This is a genomic window from Nocardia tenerifensis NBRC 101015, from assembly GCF_000308715.1.
GTDB classification, from domain to species: Bacteria; Actinomycetota; Actinomycetes; order Mycobacteriales; family Mycobacteriaceae; genus Nocardia; species Nocardia tenerifensis.
Genome location: NZ_BAGH01000129.1, coordinates 1 through 20,664, shown reverse-complemented (window position 1 = coordinate 20,664; position 20,664 = coordinate 1). Strand labels below are relative to the sequence as shown.

Sequence of the window (20,664 nt, the reverse complement as noted above, 5' to 3'; positions counted from 1 at the left end):
TGCCACCGGAGTTCGACGAACTGGTCGCCAACGCCACCGCGCGCGAGCCGGCGCACCGGTTCGCCGACGCCAACGAGATGGCGGCCGCGCTGCGCCAGATCGGCGCGAAGCTGCACCTGCCGCCGTACCGGGTGCCCGCGCCGCAGGAGTCGGCCGAGCATTTGAGCGCGAGTTATCGGGTCGCGGCGCTGACGCCGCAGGCCGCGCCGATCGCCCGCCCCCAGCCCTACACGCCGCCGACCGTGCAGCACACCAAGGTGGTCACCGCGCCGCGGCCGCGAGTGGACTACGGACCGCCGGACGACTACGAGCCGCAGCCGGTGCGTCAGCAGCACGCGGCGTCGCCGTATCAGGCCTACGCGCCCGACCGGAACAAATCGCGCCGCACGACGTGGATGTGGGTCGCCATCGTGGCGATCCTCACGCTGGTCGTCGGCGTCGGCGGGTGGTGGCTCGGCGTCGGGCGGTACTCGCCGGTTCCGGCGATCGCCGGAATGGACTCCGACCGGGCGGTCGCCGCGCTGCGCGACGCCGGGTTCGAGACCACGTTCCGGCAGAAGGCCTCCGACGTCGTTCCCGTCGGCGGTGTGGTGGGCAGCGATCCGTCGGCGGGCTCGCGCGTCACCAAGGGTTCGACGGTCGCGGTGCTCGTGTCCAGCGGTAAGCCGAGGGTGCCCGACGTGCAGCCGGGCGACCCGATCACCAAGGTGAATCAGCTGATTCGCGACGCCGGGCTGCAACCGGTGGACTCCGGCGAGATCGGCAACTCGGCGCCGAAGGGCACGCTGGCCAAGACCGACCCGAGCCCGGGCACCGTGCTGCCGATGGGCGCGCAGGTAAAGGTGTACCGCAGCAAGGGATCTCACCCGGTGAAGGTGCCCGACGTGCGCGGGAAGGCGACCGCCGAGGCCACGAAGATCCTCACCGACGCGGGAATCACGGTGCGCGAGACCAGGTCTCAGTTCGATCGCACCATCGACGCGGACAAGGCGATCGGCACCGAACCGGCCGCGGGCACCACCGTGCAATCCGGCGACGAGGTCACCCTGCTCGTCTCCAACGCGCTGAAGATGCCCGACGTGCGCGGCTGGACCGTCGCCAACGCCAAGGCCAAGCTGCAGTCCCTCGGCGTGCAGGTCGAGGTGAAACAGCTTGTGGCCAGCGACAGTTCGCTCATCGTCTCGCAGAGCCCCGGGGTCGGCGCCAACATCGAGTCGGGAAACACGGTGTCCCTGGTCGCCCTGCCTTAACCGATCATCCGCTCCGCTTCGGGGCGTAGAACGCCGAATCCCCGGCGCAGGCGCGAACGCCGAGCCAGGATCGTCACGCTGAAGTGACCGTCGCTATCGCTGTGTGGTGACAGTTAGCAGGCCGGCATTCAGCCCTATCGACCGGTCGTCCGGCTGCGGCCGGACGACCACGTGGTGCCGTAACTTCCCGTGGGGCACTGTGCCCAGTCGCCCTCATCGAGGATGACTTCCTCCCACGTGTCGCCATGGCGTCCACCGGGATTCGTTGCGAGACCTGAGATCAGCGCAGCATCTCCGCGACGAGGAAGGCGAGTTCGAGCGACTGCTGGGTGTTGAGGCGGGGGTCGCAGGCGGTTTCGTAGCGGCCGGACAGGTCCAGGTCGGAGATGTCCTGGGCGCCGCCGAGGCATTCGGTGACGTCCTCGCCGGTGAGCTCGATGTGCAGGCCGCCGGGGTGCGTGCCGAGGGCGTGGTGCACCTCGAAGAAGCCCTGGACCTCGTCGACGATGCGGTCGAAGTGGCGGGTCTTGAAACCGGTGGACGCCTCGTGGGTGTTGCCGTGCATCGGATCGCACTGCCAGATGACCTGATGCCCGGTGGCCTGGACCTTCTCGATGATGGGCGGCAGCACGTCGCGGACCTTGCCGTTGCCCATGCGGGAGACGATGGTCAGCCGGCCGGGCTCGTTGTTCGGGTCGAGCCGCTCGACATACTCCACCGCCATGTCGGGCGTGGTCGTCGGGCCGATCTTGAGGCCGATCGGGTTGGCGAGCAGCTCGGCGAGCGCGATGTGCGCGCCGTCGAGCTGCCTGGTCCGCTCGCCGATCCAGAGGAAGTGCGCGGACAGGTCGTAGAGCACCGGCTCGCCCGCGGCGTTCTCGCTGAGGCGCAGCATGGCGCGCTCGTAGTCGAGCACGAGGGCCTCGTGGCTGGCGTAGATGCGGGCCGACTTCAGGCTCGGATCGTTCACCCGGCAGGCCGTCATGAACGCGAGACCGCGGTCGATCTCCTCGGCCAGCGCCTCGTAGCGGGCGCCCGCGGGCGACTTCGCGACGAAGTCACGGTTCCAGTCGTGCAGCCGGTGCAGATCGGCCATGCCCGCGCCGGTCAGCGCGCGCACCAGGTTCATCGCGGCGCTGGCGTTGGCGTAGGCGCGCACCAGCCGGGACGGGTCGTGCTCACGCTGGCCGGCGTCGGCCACCAGCGCGTTGACCATGTCGCCGCGGTAAGACTTGAGGCCGAGCGAATCCGTATCGGACGAGCGCGGTTTCGCGTACTGGCCCGCGATGCGCGCCACCTTCACCACCGGCAGGCTCGCGCCGTAGGTGAGCACGACGGCCATCTGCAGCAGAGTGCGGATATTGCCGCGGATGTGCGGCTCGGTGTTGTCGGCGAACGTCTCGGCGCAGTCGCCGCCCTGCATGAGGAACGCCTCGCCCCGGGCCACCTCGGCTAGCTGCTCGCGCAGCTCCTCCACCTCGGCGGGCACGCAGATCGGCGGCACGCTCTCGAGCACGGTGCGCATCTGCGCCGCCTGCTCCGGATCCCACGACGGCTGCTGCAACGCGGGACGGGCCAGCGCCTCGTCCAACCTCCTTCGCAGCTCGGTGGGCAGCGGTGGCAGTTCCGGCAGGCGATCGATCGGTACGTCGACGGTCCAGTTCACCCGTCCAGAATACGGATCACCCGGACGTCGGCGGTACCCACCATGCGGGTGTCGGGGCGCCACTTCGGTGGTCGAGGTGCCCGGCCGCGTCGCCGACCGCCTTTCCACTTAGGCCCTGTCTCGAAGTCCGGCCGGATGCTTCCGGTGGCTGGATCGTCGCCTGGCAAGGCGGAGGAGGAGCCGATACCGGGTTTGTATCGGCGACGACGACAACGCGGCCAGGCGGCGATCCAGCCACCGGAGGCGCCGGATGGGACTTCGAGACAGGGCCTAAGGTTATCGTTCGAACGTATATAAGGGCGCGATGCCGATACCGACTTGTTGAGGAGTAGACCGATCTCGCTTCGATATTTCTATGACTGCGAATTCATCGAGGACGGGGTCGTCATCGACCTGGTGTCCATCGGTGTCGTGTGCGAGGACGGGCGCGAATATTACGCGGTGTCCACGGAATTCGATCCCGAGCGGGCCGGCCCCTGGGTGCGCAGGCACGTCCTGCCACAGCTACCGTCGCCCTCCTCGCCGCTGTGGCGCGGCCGCAAGCAGATCCGCGACGACCTGTACAAGTTCCTGGTTCCCCGCTCCTCCGTGGTCCCCGAACTCTGGGCCTGGGTCGGCGCCTACGACCACGTCGCCCTCTGCCAGCTCTGGGGTTCCATGGTCGACCTCCCCACCGCCCTCCCCCGCTACACCAACGAACTCCGCCAACACTGGGAAGCCCACGGCCGCCCCGAACTCCCCCCCGTCCCCCCCGACGCCCACGACGCCCTAGCCGACGCCCGCCACAACCTGGCCAAATTCGAAGCCATCGAATCCCACCGCCGCAACACCCCGCGAATGTAGTAAGCCTCCGCAACGTCGAAGCCGGGCGTTGTTTCAGCGATGTCGGGCCAACGCAAAGGCCCCGAGTCGAAATCGACTCGGGGCCTTTGGTGTTCAGCTGTCAGTGGCTGCGTTTGCCACCGAGCTCTTTCTCCTGACGGGCCTGCAGGACCTTGAGCTGCTTGTGCTCTTCGGCGTGCTCGGTCTCGAAGTGCTGCTCGCTCTCCTGCCGGGGGTCGGGGCGCAGGAAGCTGCCGGTGCCGGGCTTGCCCGCGGCGCCGAGCTTGCTCATCTTCTTCGGGACGGTCGCGCCCTGGTACTCCAGCGGGATCGGGTGGCCGTGGTCGTCGACCGGGCCGAGCGGCTGGTGCACCTCGATGTACTCACCGTGCGGCAGGCGCTTGATGACGCCGGTCTCGATGCCGTGCTCGAGCACCGCCCGGTCGCTGCGCTGCAGGCCGAGGCAGAACCGGTACGCGACGAAGTACGCCACCGGCGGCACGACCAGGATGCCGATGCGGCCCATCCAGGTGGTCGCGTTGAGCGAGATGTCGAACTTCAGCGCGACGATGTCGTTGACGCACGACAGGGTCAGCACGACGTAGAAGCCGATCGACATGGCGCCGATCGCCGTGCGCACCGGCACATCACGCGGACGCTGCAGCAGGTTGTGCCCGGCGGTGTCGCCGGTCAGCCGCTTCTCGATCCAGGGGTAGATGATCAGCACCGTGAACACCAGGCCCATGATCAGCGCCACCCAGAACACGGCGGGCACCGTGTAGCGACCCAGGTAGAGCTCCCACGGCGGCATGAGACGCGCCAGGCCGTCGGTCCACATCATGTAGAAGTCCGGCTGCGAACCCGCGGAGACCTGAGACGGGTTGTAGGGCCCGAGGTTCCAGATCGGGTTGATCTGGAACAGACCGCCCATGATGCCGACGATGCCGAGGGTGAAGGCGAAGAACGCGCCCTGGTCGGCGGCGAACACCGGGATGATGCGGGCGCCGACCACGTTGTTCTCGGTGCGGCCCGGTCCGGGGAACTGCGTGTGCTTCTGGTACCAGACCAGCGCCACGTGGGCGGCGATCAGCGCAAGGATGATGCCGGGCAGCAGCAGCACGTGCGCGATGTAGAGGCGCGGGATGATGATCGTGCCGGGGAAGTCCCCGCCGAAGATCAGCCAGTGCAGCCAGGTGCCCGCGATCGGGATGCTCATCGTGATGCCGCCGAACGCGGCCCGCAGGCCGGTGCCGGAGAGCAGGTCGTCGGGCAGCGAGTAACCGAAGAAGCCCTCGAACATGGCCAGGATCAGCAGCAGCGAGCCGATCACCCAGTTCGCTTCACGCGGCTTGCGGAACGCGCCGGTGAAGAAGATGCGGAACAGGTGCACGATGATCGACGCCGCGAACAGCAGCGCCGCCCAGTGGTGGACCTGGCGGACGAACAGACCGCCCCGCACCTCGAAGGTGATGTCCAGCGACGTCTCGTAGGCGCGCGACATGGTGACACCACGCAGCGGCTGGTAGGAGCCGTTGTAGACGACCTCGGTCATCGACGGATCGAAGAACAGGGTCAGGTAGACGCCCGAGAGCAGCAGGATGATGAACGCGTACAGCGCGATCTCACCGAGCAGGAACGACCAGTGGGTCGGGAAGACCTTGTTGATCGACCGCTTCATGAACGCGGCGGCTTGATACCGCTCGTCCATCTCGTTGGCCTGTGCGGCGACAGAAGGACTCATGCCTCCACCTCGCTGACGCTCGATTCCGGCATGTGCCCTGCACGCTGGCACATGATTCGCTCACTTCGTTCGCTCATGAACGACGCTCCCAGTAAGCCGGTCCGAGCGGCTCGATGAAGTCGCCGTTGGCGACCAGGTAGCCCTCGGAGTTGACGGTGATCGGCAGCTGCGGCAGTGCGCGAGCGGCGGGACCGAAGACCGGCTTACCCCACTCGGTCGCGAGGAACTGCGACTGGTGGCAGGGGCACAGGATCTTGTTGGTCTGCGACTCGAACAGCGACGTCGGGCAGCCGAGGTGGGTGCAGATCTTCGAGTAGGCGAAGTAGTCGCCGTAGTTGAAGCTCTCCTGGCCCTTGCGCTTGATCGCCTTCTGCGCGTCCTCGGTGCGCAGGCGAATCAGCATGACCGCGTTGCGGATTCCGCGCAGCGACTGCAGCGTGGCGTGCTCGTCGCCGCGCCACTTCTCCTTCCAGGGGAACACCGTCTCCATGCCGCCCGCGTCCATGTCCTCGGGGCGGACGAGCACGATGTCCTCCGGGCGACCCGTGTCGCGGCGGATGTAGATGGTCTCGCCGGGGAAGTCCGGGGTCCAACCCGAGACCCACAGCGGCGACTTCTCGCGCTTGGCCCAGGGGTTCTTCACCATGCCGCCGACGAACACCAGCAGCGCGCCGATGCCGAGCACGCCGACGCCGGCGCCCGCCGTGCGGGTGATCATTTTGCGGCGGGCCAGCGTGGAGGTCTCCAGCGCGTCCTGCAGCTCGGCGACCAGGGTGCGACGCTCGACCTCGGGCGAGGGTCCGTCGTGGCGGTCCTGGATGGACAGCTCGGCGGGGATGAACGTCTTGCGGATCAGCACCACCGCGATGCCGATGACGAGCACCGCGACGCCGAAGGTCACGCCGACCAGCGGGGTGAACAGCGAGTAGGCGGTGTGCCCGTCGTCGTCGGACGGCTTGAACCGCCACGGCCAGAACAGGTACACGCCGACCAGCGCCGCGGCGGCGAGGCCGGAGACGGCGAACCAGAACGTGACCGCGCGCTCGGCGCGCTTCTCGGCGCGGGTGCCCGGCACGGGGAACCGCTCGCGCCGGTACGCCACGTCGACGCCGTCGCGCTCGGTGCCGAGCTTGACCAGCTCGTCGCGCGTCATCGCGTCGAGTTCGGCCTCGGTGTAATTCTTGTTCAGCGCGTGGCTGTCCGCGACCGCGTGGCCGTCGGAGCCCGCCACGGCGTGGCTGCCCGCGCCGCTGTCGGACCCCGCCACCACCTCGTGGGAACCGCGGCCCGTCGACGGCTCGCCGCCGTCGTGGCCCTCATCCGGCCGACCCATGTCGTTTGGCTCCTTCTCAGTCATGCCTGCATCCTTCGGGTCATGCGCCCGGGAACTGCGTGGTTACCTGCCGCGCTCATGACCGGGACCCGATCCAGATCGCGGCGCCGACCACCGTCGTGATACCGATGACCCACATGACCAGGCCCTCGGTCGCGGGGCCGAAGCCGCCGAGGTCCCAGCCGCCGGGGGCCTTCTCCTCTTTCGCGTTCATGACGTAGGCGATGATGTCGCGCTTCTCCTCCGGCGAGAGCTGCCGGTCGGAGAACTTCGGCATGTTCTGCGGGCCCGAGACCATCGCGTCGTAGATCTGCTGCTCGGAGGCGGGCTCGAGCGGCGGCGCGAACTTGCCGGAGGACAGCGCGCCGCCGCGTCCGGTGAAGTTGTGGCAGGAGGCGCAGTTCATCCGGAACAGCTCGGAGCCGCGGGCGATGTCGTCGCCGCGCAGCGACTCCTGCGCGATCTCACCGTTCGCGTCGCGCACGACGCTGGGGCCGCCGCCGTTGGCCGCGATGTAGGCCATCAGCGCGTCGGTCTGGTGCTCGTCGAACTTCGGTGGCTTGCGCTGGGCCTGGGCCTCGTTGCGGGCCATCGGCATGCGGCCGGAGGACACCTGGAAGTAGACGGCGGCCTCGCCGACGCCGATGAGGCTCGGGCCGCGATCCTCGACACCCTGCAGGTTCGCGCCGTGGCAGGTGATGCAGGACGTGTCGTAGAGCTGGTTGCCCTCGCGGATCAGCGCCGAGGAGTCCTCGTTCGCGCTCGCCCGCTGCGGGTCCGGCGTCAGGGCCGCGGCCAGGAAGCCTGCTCCGACGAGGCCCACCAACAGCGCGAGCCCGCCCGCGATGCGACGGCGAACGCGGCGCTGCCTGCGTGTCTTGCTGGCCTCGCCGTTCCCGTTGCTGGCGGGCTCTGGCGCTGACGGGGGAGATGAACTCATCTGTGTCCCTTTGGAGTAGACGGAACCGACGTGTGCAAAAAGACTGGGGTACGCCCGACTCAGCGGACGAAGTAGATCGTGGCGAACAGCCCGATCCACACGATGTCGACGAAGTGCCAGTAGTACGAGACCACGATCGCGGCGGTGGCCTGCGCGGGGGTGAACTTGCTGACCTTGGTGCGGATCAGCAGGAACACGAAGGCGATCAGACCGCCGATGACGTGGAGGCCGTGGAAACCGGTGGTGATGTAGAACACCGAGCCGTAGGCGCTGCTCGAGACCGAGGTGCCTTCGTGCACCAGGTTCATGTACTCGTAGCCCTGACCGGCGACGAACATCGCGCCCATGATCAGCGTGACGACGTACCAGCGACGCAGGCCGAACACGTCGCCCCGCTCCGCGGCGAACACGCCCATCTGGCAGGTGAACGACGACGCGACCAGCACGGTGGTGACCGGCACGGCGAGCTTGAGGTTCAACTCGGTCGGTTCCGGCGGCCAGACACCATGCGCCTGGGCGCGCGCGACGAAGTACATCGCGAAAAGGCCGGCGAAGAACATCAACTCGCTGGACAGCCAGATGATGGTACCGACGCTGACCATGTTGGGCCGATTCAGCGAGTGCACACGCTGGGTAATGGCCGATCCGGGGGTCCCTACTGCGGTCGTCACGGGGGTAAGTATGACTCGTCGTAGTACGACACAAGTACCCGGGTGCGAAACTTGTCTCTCCGTGTCGGAAAACCCACGGACAGACGGCCTCTCGACCAGGGCTCGGCGTGTTGGGATCGGGCCGCCCGTCGCGTGCCGGGTTCGGTCGGCGCCGGGGCGGTGCGCGCTCGGGGCCGGGGGCGTGTGCTCTCGGGTAACCGGCCCACAGCATGACAGGCGTTCGTAAGTAAAAGCTGAGATGGAGGCGGTGTGGCAGCGCGGATATGGGATCGGTTGTTCGGGCGGAAGGGTCCGGCGCCGCTGGATCCCAGCAGGGCCGATCTGGTGGTGGTCGCGTCGAGTTTCGATGACGCCGAGGCGTGTTCGGCGGCGCTGGCGCGGGCGAGCGAGCTGGTGCCGGACGCGGACGCGGTGCTGCGACACCATCTGCGAATACCGCCGGCGCAGGTCGAGGCGGTGTGCGACATCGCGGCGCAGGACGGGTACACGCCCGCGCCGCAGGTCGGCGGTCCAGGAACGGACGCACTGGAAACCGTGATCCTGCAGCGCGTGCAGGTGCTCGACGCGCTGCACTGTTCGCAGGAGCGTTCCCGGATGGCCGGGCTCGCGCAGCGCCACGACGGCACTGCGGATGGATGGGACGCGCTGCAACCCCGTCGCGCGACCGATCAACCCGGGACCCGCTGAACGACGGTGGCTCAGCTCGACGACCTGCGCCAATTTGAACAACCCGGGCCGCGCTGGGCAATCGGGCCGCCTCCGCAATCCGGGGCCGCATCGAACAACCAAGGCCGCACTGCGTAACCCGGGCCGCACTGCACTACCTCGGCCGCGCTCGGCAACCTTGGCCGCGCTGGGCAACCCGTGCCGCTTAACGACGGGCTCAGCCCCGAGGGCTCGCAGTAAGCTGCTCGCGACGAACTGGTGGAAACCAGTGTGACGGGAGAAAGTACTTTCATGAGCGTGCGCAGCTGGCCCCAGGTGCTCGGAACCCTCGCCGACGGTGGCGACCTGGCCGCGGACGACACGGCATGGGCGATGGACGAGATCATGTCGGACAACGCCACCCCCGCGCAGATCGCCGCCTTCGGCGTCGCCATGAAGATCAAGGGTCCGACGCCGGCCGAACTGACCGGCCTCGCCACCGGCATGCTCGACCACGCCCGACTCGTGCAGATCGACGGCGACGCGGTGGACATCGTCGGCACCGGCGGCGACCGGTCCGGCTCGGTGAACATCTCCACCATGTCCTCGATCGTGGTCGCCGCGGCCGGAGTGCCGGTGGTCAAGCACGGCAACCGCGCGGCCTCGTCCAAGAGCGGCGGCGCCGACGTGCTCGAGTCGCTCGGCGTGCGGCTCGTGCTCGGCCCCGAGGCGGTGGCGCGCTGCGTGCGCGAGGTCGGGATCGGGTTCTGCTTCGCGCCGGTGTTCCATCCCGCGCTGCGTTTCGCGGGCGCGGCGCGTAAGGAGATCGGCATTCCCACCGTCTTCAATGTGCTTGGGCCGCTGACGAATCCGGCGCAGCCGCGCGCGGGACTGGTGGGCTGCGCGTTCCCCGATCTGCTGCCGGTGATCGCGGGCGTGTTCGCCGGACGAGGCGGCAGCGCGCTGGTCGTCCGGGGTGACGACGGGCTCGACGAGATCACCACGTCCGCCACCACCACCGCCTACGTGGTCTCCGGCGGACGGATGCGCGAGACCACCATCGACCCGACGCGGCTCGGCATTCCGCGCGTCGGGCTCGAGGCGTTGCGCGGCGGCGACGCCGAGGTCAACGCGAGCGTGGCGCGCGACGTTTTCGCCGGGAAGCACGGCGCGGTGCGGGACGCGGTACTGGTGAACTCGGCGGCCGCCATCGTGGCCTACGACCTGTCCCAGGGGTCCGGCGATTTCGACGCCGACGTGCACGACGCGCTGGCGGGCGGGCTCGAGCGGGCGGCCGAGGCGATCGACGCGGGCAAGGCGGCGGCGCTGCTCGAGCGTTGGACGAAGTTGACGGTCACACTGGGCGATAGCTGAACTTCGCGCCGCGATAGCTGTCGGGAATAGAATGTGGTCAGAGCGTTAGCTAGGTCGGCACTTCCGGTGCGTTAGCTAGATCGGCGCTCCCAGCGTGTCAGGCAGATCGGCGCTCCCGCCGAAAACGGGGCCGATCCGCGACCGCGCCGACCTTGTCACACGACGCCAAGTCGTGGGACGCGGCCCGTGCCCCACGGCTTCGATCCGGCGAAGGAGGACAGCATGCGACACAGCGTTCGTGCAGTACTTGTGAGCCTTTGCGCGGCGGCCGTGTGTGCCGCCGCGCCGGTGGCGACGGCGGCTCCGGGTGAGCTGATCGTCGGCGGCAAGGTCTACACCAATCCGTCCGGGTGCGTCCTGCTCGGCGCCAACGATATTCGCTCGATCCACAACAACACCAAGAGCGTGGTGACGATATATACCGACGCGACCTGCACCGGCATCGCCACCGCAATCCTCCACCCGGGAGACAACGGCACCTATACCGGGAAGTCGGCCCTCGTCAAATAGGCAGGACTGCTCACTCCCCCAGCGAGAATCCGGCTTCCACGTCCGCGCTCGAGTAGGACTTGAACGCGATGTGCGTAATGGTCCGCGCGACACCAGGGACCTTGTCGATGCGGTTGGTGACCACCTCGGCGATCTGCTCGTGGTCGCGGACCCGCACGATCGCGATCAGGTCCACGTCGCCCGCGCACGAGTACACCTCGGCGACGCCGTCGGTGTCCGCGACGGCCTGCGCGGTCTCGGGAATGCGGCCATTGTCGGCGTCAATCATCACGATCGCGGTAATCATGCGCTCAGCCTAAGCGGTCCACGTACGCGTCCTCAGCGGGTTGCGCGTGTGCCGCCGCATCCGCCACCTCCGCCCACCCCAGCCACCGCCCCGCCCCGAACGCCGGCTCCCGATACCCCTCCGTAGTCCGCACGATCCGCACCCCCGCCCGCCCCAGCCACCGCACCACCAGTCCCACCTCTTCCGGCGAGGCTCCCCGCAACGGCGGCACATCGATAGCCACCCGATCCTCCGCGCCCTCCGCGAGGCGTCTACCTGCTGCATGTAGCCCCGGAATCTCCAGTCGCACAGAGGTATTCGATGCGACAGCAGCCTCGGGCAAGTCACGACGACTCTCGGCGACGGAGTTCACGCCCGATGATCGGTTCGCGCCGGACGATGGAATCGCGCCCGAGGATGGGTTCATGCCCGAGGGCAAGACCACGCCTGAAGGTGGGATCGCGCCCGGAAGCGGTGTCGCGCCCACAGACGGAGTCGCGCCCGCAGGCGGGACCACGATTGCAGGCAGCACCGCTCCCGCAGGCGGCACCGCGTCCGAAGGCGGGGCCACTCTCGTAGGCGGCACAACGTCCGCAGGCGGCACAACGTCCGCAGGCGACACCGCGGCCGAAGGCGGGGTCGCTGAGAGAGGGGCGATCCGACCGGCTGTCGGTGCGGCGGGGCTCGGAGGGGCGACTTCGATCTCCTCCCGTGCGGGGGCGACACCACCTTCGGGGATCACGGTTTCGGCGGCGGCGACGATCTGTTCGACGATCGCCATGGGTGGCACTCCGCGCGCGGCGGTTCCGGCGCCGGCGAGCCGTCCGTAGCGGATGACGGCGAACTCCCAGCCGCCTGCGCCGTCGGGGTGGGCGGCGATCAGCTCGGCGATGCGCGCGATGGCGGCGAGGCGCTGGGTGCGGTGCAGGGCGCGGATGACCGCGGCGGTGCGGTCGCGGAGCCGGGCGGCGGCCTCGAAATGCTGGGCGCGGGAATGGGTTTCGATGCGGTCGAGCATGGTGCGCAGCGGGGCGTCCGTGTGACCGGCGAACAGGGCGCGCACGAGCGCGGGGATCGGTGCGTACTCCTCCTTACTTATAGGCGTTCCGCTCACGGCCGCGGGACAGCCGCCGACGACCGCGGGCGGGCACTCGTGCCGACCTCGCGCGGGCAGCCGGGCGCTGCATGTGCGCAGGCCCGTGAACTCGGCGATGATCACCGCCAACTCGGTCGCATCGGCCCGGGAGTTGAAGGGCCCCAGCGAATCCCGGTTCGGCGTGCGCACGATCGAGAATCGGGGGAACGGCTCGTCGGTGAGCGTGATCCACCAGGCGCGCTTGGGGAACTTGGAGCGGCGGTTGTACGGCGGGGCGTGGGCGACGAGCAGCCGCAACTCGCGGACCCCCGCCTCGAGCGCGTGCGCGCACACCACGTGGTCCACTCGCGTGGCGAGCGCGACCATCTCCTTCATCCGCCCGCGCGTCTCCGAGCCGGTGAAGTAGTTGCGCACGCGCCGGCGCAGATTCACCGCGGTGCCGATATAGAGGACCTCGTCGGCCGGTCCGCGGAACAGGTACACGCCGGGGCTCGCGGGCAGATCGGCGGCGAGGAAGCGCTTGGCGCGCTGGCGCGGCGTCACGTCGGGCAGGTAGTCGACCAGCTCGGTCAAACTGTGCACACCTTGGTTGCCCACGCGGGCGATCAGCGCGTGCAGCACGTCGACGGTCGCCCGCGCGTCGTCGAGGGCCCGGTGCGTCGGCTGGGTGCTGGCGCCGAGCAGCCGGGCCAGCGCGCTCAAGCGGACCGACGGAGCCTCGTCCCGGCCGAGCACCCGCCGTGCCAGCTTCACGGTGCACAGCACGGTCGCCACGGGCCACACCATGTCGTGCGCCGCCGCGGCGGCCCGCAGGAACGCCATGTCGAACCGCGCGTTGTGCGCGACGAGCACCGCGCCCGAGGCGAATTCGAGGAACCCCGGCAGCACCGAGGCTATGGTGGGCGCCGCGTAGACCATGGCGGTGGTGATCCCGGTGACCTGAACGATCGCGGGTGGCACCGCCCGCCCAGGGTTGACCAGCGTGGCGAACTCGCCGAGCACCTCGCCGCCGCGCACCTTGACCGCGCCGATCTCGGTGATCGCGTCCGCGCCCGGACTGGTCCCGGTGGTCTCCAGGTCGACGACCACGAAGGTGGTGTCGTAGAGGGGCGTGTCGAGGTCATCGAAGACCAGCTGCTGAGCGACGGCCTTGCGCGGCGCGGGGACGGACACGGGCTGGAGCGTAGGGGGTGGGTCCGACAAGATCGGGGCGCGCGGCGGGGCATGCGAAAGCCCGGGAAATGTCTGAATTACATCGCGGGCATTTTCGTCGCGGTACCCATGAAATGATCTAGAACTCGAAAAAGTGATACAGCTCACATTGTGACGCAAACCGTATCAATCGGCCGGGCGTGTCGGATGAGCCCGGCGGGCCACTCGGGGCTCGCTGTGCCCGATCCCGGCCAGGCGACCGACCGACCGGCTTCCGACCAGCGGGTGACGCCCAGATGAACGCAGCGACCTGGGGAAATGTCCGAAAGGTTCGCCTCGCGGCTCCGGCGGGCCATGGCATCGCTGACCGAGATAGCGACCGGGAAGCTCGTCGGCGAATTCGCTCCGTTATCTTTTCGTGATAGCTGCGACATATCTCACACCGATTACGAGCGTTTCCCACTCCCCACGCGCATTTCTCCAGACGGGGACTTTACAAACCCCCGTGATGTGTTCGTAACCTTTTCGAGACCTCACGGAGTCCGCCGCACCAACCCGGCGCGAACGACACGAAGTCCGCGGCACCAGTCAGGGTGCGGCGTCGTGGGGCAGATTGGGAGTACCGCATCATGACGACCAAATCCGTCAAGCGTTCGGCGCAGCGTGCCGTCGCCGCCGGGGCCGTCGGCGCTGCCACCATCGGAGCGTTCCTGCTTCCGGCCGCCCCCGCATCGGCGCAGCCGGTGACCATCCCCGGCGTGGGAACCTTCGAGGTGCCGAACGAGATCCAGATCCCGCAGGGCATTCCGGGCATCGAGCTGCCCGGCCAGGCGCCGCTGCCGTTCGTCGCCCCGAAGCGCACCGTCGGCGAGGAAGCCCTCGACGCCGCCATGAGCAAGCTCGGCGCACCGTACGTGTACGGCGCCGCGGGCCCGAACGCGTTCGACTGCTCCGGCCTGGTCAAATGGTCCTACGAGCAGGCCGGCCTGGAGCTGCCGCGCACCAGCGACGCCCAGCTGGCGGCGGGCTCCCCCGTCTCGATGGACGACCTGCAGCCGGGCGACCTCGTGTCGTTCTACGGCGGCGGCCACTCCGGCCTGTACGCCGGCGACGGCAACGTCGTGCACGCGGCCACCTCCGGAACGCCCGTGCAGGTGTCCCCGATCTCCTCGATGCCGGTCGCCGGAGCCCGTCGCTTCTGACAAACCGCTGGTCGGGCCGGGTATCGCGGCCCGACCAGCGTACGTCGGCTGTGATCGTTTCGTTCTCTACTGGACACCGACGTAGCCGTTCCGTAACCTAATCGAGACCTTCTGGAATTACCCGAGGCGCGCCGGGCGTAAACCTCGTTTTCCGCAGAAGAGGCTCGTCGGTTCCAGAGAGATCGTTTCACGAGAGAGTGGGGCACGGCAGGCTGTGGCAGCACACCGGAGACATGGCACACGACGTCTGGTGGGAGGCGCACTGGCGGCCGGAGTCCTGGCCACCACCGCGCTCTACGGTGGCAGCCCGGCCGGGGCCGATCCGGTGGCCCTGCCGAATACCGCGTCGGAGGCCGTGCAGCGGATGATCGACCTCTCGCACCAGTCCGAGCAGCTGAACCAGCAGGCCCTCGACGCGCAGTCCGATCTCGACGCCAAGCTCGTCATCCAGCGTGACGCCGACGCCAAGCTGGCCGCGACCACCGACGCGGTGAACCGAGCCCGCGACGAGGTGCGCAAGTATCAGCCGGTCATCGACCGCACCGCGATCGCCGCCTACCAGGGCGCCCGCACGAACCGCCTGTTCGCCGTGCTGGTCAGCGACTCCCCGCAGCAACTGCTGGACCAGATGTCGACGCTGGACGTTCTCGCCGCCCAGACCTCCGCCCAGCTGGACCAGTACAAGACCGCCACCGACTCGGCCGACGCCGCCGAGGCGGTCGCGCGCCGAGCCGACGACGAGGCCCGCGCGGCCGCCGACAAGGCCGACTCGGTTCGGGCCGACCTGGAACGCAAGCGCAGCGACCTCGGCGGCGCTATCGCCCAGGTGGTGCAGGCGTGGGGCGCGCTGTCCACCAAGGACAAGTCCGCGCTGGCCGGCTCGCCCTTCCCGCCCGGCTTCGACCGCGACACCTTGCTGCAGGGCCTGGTTCCCGGCAGCGGCACGAGCGCGCTGGCCGCCGGGCTCACCCGCGTCGGCGACCCGTACGTGTGGGGCGCGACCGGTCCGAACCAGTTCGACTGCTCCGGGCTCGTGCAGTGGGCGTTCAAACAGGTCGGCAAGGACGTGCCGCGGACGAGTTCCGCGCAGGCGACCTACGGCACGCCCGTCGCCAAGGAGGACCTGCAGCCCGGCGATGTCGTGTTCTTCTACTCCGACATCTCCCATGTGGGGATCTACGCGGGCAACGGACTCATGTTGCACGCCTCCACCTTCGGTGTCCCGGTCGCCGTCGCGCCCATGAGTTCGACTCCCTACCACTCCGCTCGGCGATACTGACCGACTATGCATGGGCATGAGTTGTCCAATCCCCTCGGCGTCGCGCTGAGGACGGCGTCGTGAACGGCGTGCGCCGCCTGCGCGCGTGGTGGTCGGCGCGGCGGCGCTTCGAGTTCTGTCTCACCGTCGCAATGGTGATCGCACTGACCGGAGTCTGTGGCGCGCTGGTGCTGCTGCCGAACTCGACCTCGACGAAACCGCATGCGGCGCAGGCGAGTACCGAGGCCGTCGGCCAGGCCGCGGCCGCGGACCCGCGGCTCGCGGAGGTGCGCCGCAGCGTCGAACCGTTCGGCCCGATCCTCACCCGTCAGGTGGCGACCGGCGACGGACAGCGGTCTCTTGTCGTCGGCCATCCCGCGCAACGCGCCGAGATCGACGTGCTGGAGCGCGAACTCGCCGCCGCGACCGCCGCGGTCACCGAGGTGTGGGGCGGCGACTGGGCGCAGGCGACCACGGTCGTCGTCGCCTCCTCCCCCGCCGAGTTCGCCGGGCTCGTGCACTCGACCACTCTCTCCAGCGAGGTCGCCGCCGCCTCCGTCGCCGACCCGTTCGCACCCGGCGCCCGCCCGACCGGCCAGCGCATCGTGTTCAGCCCCGACGCGGGCCGCCGCCTCGACCCCGACGGCCTGCGCACCCTGCTCCGCCACGAACTCACCCACATCGCCACCCGCGCCGCGACCCGGGACGGCGCGCCCCTGTGGATGCTCGAGGGTTTCGCCGACTACACCGCGCACCGCGGCCAGGGCCATCGCTTCGCCGACATCGCCCCGACGCTCCTCACTCAGGTCCGTTCGCACGCCGTACCCGGCGACCTCCCCGCCGACCAGGATTTCGCCGGCCGAGACGCCGCCGCCACCTACGAGCAGGCCTGGTCCGTCTGCGCCTACATCGCCGAGAGGTACGGCCAACCCCGGCTGGTCGAGCTCTATCGACAAATCGCGGCGGCCCAGCAGACCCCGGCCACCGAGGATCAGATCCTGCGCAGCGTGCTCGGCACCGGCCGCGATGATTTCGTCGCGGAGTGGCGCGCGTGGCTGTCCGCGCAGGCGACCTGAGGCCGCGCCCGACGCCGCGCGCGGGCGCGGGAAATCACACCCAGTAGGTTGTCACCATGGCCCGAACTCTGCTGGTGACCAACGATTTCCCGCCGCGGCCGGGCGGTATCCAGTCCTATCTGCATGCCCTGGCCGGTCAGCTGCCGCCGGACGATCTGGTCGTCTACGCCCCGCGCTGGCGCGGCGACAGCCACCTGAAGTTCGATGCCCCGCAGAAGTTCCAGGTGGTCCGCCACCCCACCACGCTGATGCTGCCGACCCCGCTCGTCATGCGCAGGGCCGCGCGGCTGCTGCGCAGCGAGAAGTGCGACACGGTGTGGTTCGGCGCCGCCGCGCCGCTCGCGCTGATGTCGCCGGTGCTGCGCCGCGCGGGCGCCGAACGCGTCCTGGCCAGCACGCACGGGCACGAGGTCGGCTGGTCCATGCTGCCCGGCGCCAGGCAGGCGCTGCGCCAGATCGGTGAGCACACCGACGTGGTCACCTATGTCAGCAAGTACACGCGCGGGCGTTTCGCGTCGGCGTTCGGGCGCAACGCCGCGCTCGAATACCTGCCACCGGGCGTGGACACCGACGCGTTCCGGCCGGACCCGGCGGCGCGCGCGGAACTGCGCGACCGCTACGGACTCGGCGACCGGCCGACGATCCTGTGCCTCTCCCGCCTCGTCCCGCGCAAGGGTCAGGACGCGCTGATCGTCGCCATGCGCGAGATCCGCGACCGAGTTCCCGGCGCCGTCTTGGTGATCGCGGGCGGTGGGCCCTACGAGGAGAAGCTGCGCAGGCTCGCCGTCGCCGCGAACGTCACCGACGACGTCGTCTTCACCGGTCGCGTCCCCGCGGGCGAGCTCGCCGCCCACCACACCCTCGCCGACGTCTTCGCCATGCCGTGCCGCACCCGCGGCGCCGGCTTGGACGTGGAGGGGCTCGGCATCGTCTACCTCGAGGCGTCCGCGTCCGGCGTGCCCGTCGTCGCGGGCCGTTCCGGCGGCGCCCCCGAAACGGTCATCGAGGGCGAAACCGGGCGCGTGGTGGACGGTCGATCCATCCAGCAGATCACCGACGCCCTGGTCGGCCTCCTCGCCGACCCCGACGCCGCCGCCCGCATGGGCGCCGCGGGCCGCGCCTTCGTCGAGGACCGCTGGCGCTGGGACACCCACGGCGTGCGACTGCGGCAACTGCTGCGGTGATCACAGCTGAGGATTCGTCGGGGGTATCGGATACGCTCCACACGTGAACGAGCGTCAGCGAGTGAACCAGAGACACAGTAAGGCCGAGTCGTGAGCACTATTCAGGTCGCCGACCAGACCTTCGTCGCCGCGCCCGGCATCGCCGTCGCGGATGTCCTGTCCGCGCCGAACAATTGGCGCCGCTGGTGGCCCGACCTCACCCTCGTCGTCCGGGAAGACCGGGGCGACAAGGGAATCCGCTGGACCGTGTCCGGCGCGCTGGAGGGCACCATGGAGGTCTGGCTACAGCCCGCCCTCGACGGGGTGATCGTGCACTACTTCCTGCACGCCGAGCCGCAGCCCGCGCTGGCGCCCCATCGCACGGCCGCCGCGAACCGCGAGCGCCGGGTTGCGGGCCGCAACATGTCCTTCGAGTTGAAAGCCCGGCTGGAGGCCGGTCGCCCGGCCGGGGTCGCACCCGCCCACTCCTCCTGACGCTCGCATCCCCCAGACCGACTCCGAAAGGAACCGCTGTCCGCCATGGCCGACAGGACCCAGAGGTCGATCATCATCGAGGCCCCGTCGCAGCAGGTGATGTCCGTCATCGCCGACCTGGAGTCCTACCCGGAGTGGGTCTCGGCGGCGAAATCCGTCGAGGTACAGGAGAAGGGGCCGGACGGCCGGGCGCGCACCGCGCGGTTCGTGCTGGACGCGGGCGTGGTCAAGGACAGCTACGTCCTGTCCTACACCTGGCGCCCCGACGACAAGGCGGTCAGCTGGACGCTGGTCAGCGGCGAGTTGCAGAAGGCGCAGAACGGCACCTATGAACTCATCGATCAGCCCGATGGCAACACCGAGGTCGTCTACACGCTGACCGTCGACTTGAACATCCCGATGATCGGCATGTTCAAGCGCAAGGCCGAGAAGGTGATCACCGATACCGCGCTGAAAGAACTGAAGAAACGGGTCGAAGGCTGACGAAGCACACGACCCGGGTCGACCTGTTCATCGGCAAAGGCGGGGTAGGCAAGACGACGCTGGCGTGTGCCACCGCCATGTCCTATGCCAGGGCCGGCCGGCGCGTGCTGGTGGCCTCGCTCGATCAGGCGCACTCGCTCGGTGACGCGCTCGGCTTCCGTTTTCCGCACGATCCCGGCACCGTGACCGGGATCGCGACTGTGCAGCCGGGCCTTGACGTGATCGAGGTGGACTCGCTCGCGCTGCTCGAGGATCGGTTTCGCGACGTGGTCCGCGTGCTGTCGCCGTCTTCCGGGCACGAGCACGGCATCGACCTCGCCGCGCTGGACCCGGCCGAGCTCACCGGCCTGCCCGGCGTGCAGGAACTGCTCATGCTTGTCGAGATCACCCAGTTCGCGAACGAGGACGACTGGGACGTGATCGTCGTCGACTGCCCGCCCTCGGCCGACATGCTGCGCATCGTCACCGCGCCCGACACGCTGCTCGGCTACCTCGATCGGATCTGGCCGCCGCACGCCAGAGCGATGAGCACCATCGGCACCGACCTGCGGCAGGCGGTCCTCGCCGCTACCGCAGAGCGAATCGTGAAGGCGGTCACCGAGGTTCGCGACCTGCTGGCCGACCATCGGCGCACCGGTGCGCGGTTGATCACCGTCGCCGAGCGGGTCACCCTCGCCGAGTCCGAGCGGGTCCGCTCCGCCGCCGCGCTGCTCGGTCTGCGGCTGGACGCGGTGGTGGTCAACAAGGTCCTGCCGCCGACCTCCCCCGACGGCGCCGAACACCCCGCCGTGCACTGGTATCTGAACCGCCGCGGCGAACAGTTGGCCGTCATCGCCGAGTTAGAACGCGCGATGCCGGGTATCCCGCTGCTGATCGCGCAGCACACCGGACCCGAGCCGATCGGGCTCACCTCGCTCGCCGCCCTGTCGTACGCGGTGGACACGATCATCGGCGACGCAGGACATATGCTGAGCGACAGTCCGACGGAGGTTGACGCGAGCTCCGGCGAACCGGTGGTTCGATGTGAATCGGGCACCGGCCTGCGCGCGATCTACACGCTGCGGATGCCCCTGCCCGTTGTCGACGCGTCGACGCTGCGACTTGGCCGAGTGGAGGACGATTTGATCGTGGGAGCGGACGGTGTCCGGCGGCGAGTCCGTCTCGCACCGGTATTGCGGCGGTGCACGGTCGACGGCGCGGAGCTCGACACAGGACATCTCGTGGTGCGTTTCCGGCCCGATCCCGAGTTGTGGCCCGAAAGCAGCGGCGATGAGCGGTGACCGGACGTCCGGGTTCTTCCGGCGGGGTGCGGATGGGGAACGCGTCGGCGGGTTTTTCGGGCGGGGGAAGGGCCGGGATGAATCCGAGGTTGCAGACGGCGGGCCGGGAGGCGAAGGCCGGGACTGGAGCTGGGATGCGGAGGGTGACCAGGCCGTAGGTGCTGCTGGGCAAGGCAGCGACTTCGGTGCCGCGAGCCGCGGCGGCATGGGCACTGGCGCTGCGGAACGCGGCGGCGCGAGCC

The 20,664-nt window shown here is 69.3% G+C and carries 20 protein-coding genes; 13 read left to right on the top strand and 7 right to left on the bottom strand.

Features of this window, described 5'->3' with window-relative positions; genetic code table 11:
- Window positions 1-1,250 (top strand): Stk1 family PASTA domain-containing Ser/Thr kinase (locus ON39_RS11055; RefSeq protein ID WP_040733394.1); only part of this gene is annotated, 1,250 nt, incomplete at its 5' end.
- Window positions 1,251-1,530: 280 nt separating this feature from the next.
- Here the strand turns inward: ON39_RS11055 and ON39_RS11050 are convergent.
- On the bottom strand, window positions 1,531-2,916 hold the full coding sequence (locus ON39_RS11050) for a class II 3-deoxy-7-phosphoheptulonate synthase (RefSeq protein WP_040733392.1): 1,386 nt from the start codon (window positions 2,914-2,916) through the stop codon (window positions 1,531-1,533).
- Window positions 2,917-3,237: 321 nt separating this feature from the next.
- On the opposite strand from ON39_RS11050, the gene ON39_RS11045 reads away from it, so the two are divergent.
- On the top strand, window positions 3,238-3,759 hold the full coding sequence (locus ON39_RS11045; RefSeq protein WP_246002990.1) for a polyadenylate-specific 3'-exoribonuclease AS: 522 nt from the start codon (window positions 3,238-3,240) through the stop codon (window positions 3,757-3,759).
- Window positions 3,760-3,859: 100 nt separating this feature from the next.
- Here the strand turns inward: ON39_RS11045 and qcrB are convergent, their stop codons facing one another.
- The 4 genes from qcrB to ctaE all read right to left on the bottom strand — a co-directional run bounded on the left by qcrB (window position 3,860) and on the right by ctaE (window position 8,423).
- A complete protein-coding gene (gene qcrB / locus ON39_RS11040; RefSeq protein WP_040733389.1) occupies window positions 3,860-5,479 on the bottom strand; it encodes a cytochrome bc1 complex cytochrome b subunit in 1,620 nt (539 codons plus the stop codon).
- 73 nt (window positions 5,480-5,552) lie between these two features.
- The gene (gene qcrA, locus ON39_RS11035; protein WP_373283680.1) at window positions 5,553-6,812 is read right to left on the bottom strand and encodes a cytochrome bc1 complex Rieske iron-sulfur subunit; all 1,260 of its coding nucleotides are present in this window, start codon (window positions 6,810-6,812) and stop codon (window positions 5,553-5,555) included.
- A 76-nt stretch (window positions 6,813-6,888) separates the two neighbouring features.
- The gene (gene qcrC, locus ON39_RS11030; RefSeq protein ID WP_169335876.1) at window positions 6,889-7,752 is read right to left on the bottom strand and encodes a cytochrome bc1 complex diheme cytochrome c subunit; all 864 of its coding nucleotides are present in this window, start codon (window positions 7,750-7,752) and stop codon (window positions 6,889-6,891) included.
- Window positions 7,753-7,811: 59 nt separating this feature from the next.
- On the bottom strand, window positions 7,812-8,423 hold the full coding sequence (gene ctaE / locus ON39_RS11025) for an aa3-type cytochrome oxidase subunit III (RefSeq protein ID WP_040733385.1): 612 nt from the start codon (window positions 8,421-8,423) through the stop codon (window positions 7,812-7,814).
- A 249-nt stretch (window positions 8,424-8,672) separates the two neighbouring features.
- Between ctaE and ON39_RS11020 the strand changes: the two genes are divergently transcribed.
- The 3 genes from ON39_RS11020 (at window position 8,673) to ON39_RS11010 (ending at window position 10,952) form a co-directional block, all read left to right on the top strand.
- Window positions 8,673-9,110, top strand: a complete 438-nt coding sequence (locus ON39_RS11020; protein ID WP_040733384.1) for a hypothetical protein — start codon at window positions 8,673-8,675, stop codon at window positions 9,108-9,110.
- A gap of 270 nt (window positions 9,111-9,380) precedes the next feature.
- Window positions 9,381-10,442, top strand: a complete 1,062-nt coding sequence (gene trpD, locus ON39_RS11015) for an anthranilate phosphoribosyltransferase (RefSeq protein WP_051186502.1) — start codon at window positions 9,381-9,383, stop codon at window positions 10,440-10,442.
- 222 nt (window positions 10,443-10,664) lie between these two features.
- On the top strand, window positions 10,665-10,952 hold the full coding sequence (locus ON39_RS11010; protein ID WP_146251196.1) for a peptidase inhibitor family I36 protein: 288 nt from the start codon (window positions 10,665-10,667) through the stop codon (window positions 10,950-10,952).
- A gap of 10 nt (window positions 10,953-10,962) precedes the next feature.
- Here the strand turns inward: ON39_RS11010 and ON39_RS11005 are convergent, their stop codons facing one another.
- Complete coding sequence (locus ON39_RS11005; RefSeq protein ID WP_040733381.1) at window positions 10,963-11,238, bottom strand: Lrp/AsnC family transcriptional regulator; 276 nt, start codon at window positions 11,236-11,238, stop codon at window positions 10,963-10,965.
- A gap of 4 nt (window positions 11,239-11,242) precedes the next feature.
- Window positions 11,243-13,486: a DEDD exonuclease domain-containing protein gene (locus ON39_RS11000; protein ID WP_083894375.1), complete on the bottom strand. Its 2,244-nt coding sequence runs from the start codon at window positions 13,484-13,486 to the stop codon at window positions 11,243-11,245.
- Window positions 13,487-14,094: 608 nt separating this feature from the next.
- Between ON39_RS11000 and ON39_RS10995 the strand changes: the two genes are divergently transcribed.
- The 8 genes from ON39_RS10995 to ON39_RS50030 all read left to right on the top strand — a co-directional run.
- Entirely contained in the window at window positions 14,095-14,667 is a 573-nt protein-coding gene (locus ON39_RS10995) for a C40 family peptidase (RefSeq protein ID WP_040733380.1), read from the top strand.
- A gap of 250 nt (window positions 14,668-14,917) precedes the next feature.
- A complete protein-coding gene (locus ON39_RS10990; RefSeq protein WP_246002989.1) occupies window positions 14,918-15,946 on the top strand; it encodes an NlpC/P60 family protein in 1,029 nt (342 codons plus the stop codon).
- 59 nt (window positions 15,947-16,005) lie between these two features.
- Window positions 16,006-17,001 (top strand): hypothetical protein, encoded by a 996-nt coding sequence (locus tag ON39_RS10985; protein ID WP_040733377.1) that lies wholly within the window; start codon window positions 16,006-16,008, stop codon window positions 16,999-17,001.
- Between the two features lie 56 nt (window positions 17,002-17,057).
- Window positions 17,058-18,185 carry a glycosyltransferase family 4 protein gene (locus ON39_RS10980; protein WP_040733376.1) on the top strand — a complete coding sequence of 376 codons (1,128 nt, stop codon included), beginning with the start codon at window positions 17,058-17,060 and terminating at the stop codon, window positions 18,183-18,185.
- Between the two features lie 90 nt (window positions 18,186-18,275).
- The gene (locus ON39_RS10975) at window positions 18,276-18,659 is read left to right on the top strand and encodes a polyketide cyclase / dehydrase and lipid transport (protein ID WP_040733375.1); all 384 of its coding nucleotides are present in this window, start codon (window positions 18,276-18,278) and stop codon (window positions 18,657-18,659) included.
- Between the two features lie 45 nt (window positions 18,660-18,704).
- Window positions 18,705-19,142: an SRPBCC family protein gene (locus tag ON39_RS10970; protein ID WP_040733374.1), complete on the top strand. Its 438-nt coding sequence runs from the start codon at window positions 18,705-18,707 to the stop codon at window positions 19,140-19,142.
- Window positions 19,139-20,422 (top strand): ArsA family ATPase, encoded by a 1,284-nt coding sequence (locus ON39_RS10965; protein ID WP_246003006.1) that lies wholly within the window; start codon window positions 19,139-19,141, stop codon window positions 20,420-20,422. The genes ON39_RS10970 and ON39_RS10965 overlap by 4 nt, the downstream gene beginning before the upstream one ends.
- A partial coding sequence (locus ON39_RS50030; protein ID WP_040733373.1) for a hypothetical protein occupies window positions 20,412-20,664 on the top strand: 253 nt, incomplete at its 3' end. The genes ON39_RS10965 and ON39_RS50030, both read left to right, overlap by 11 nt.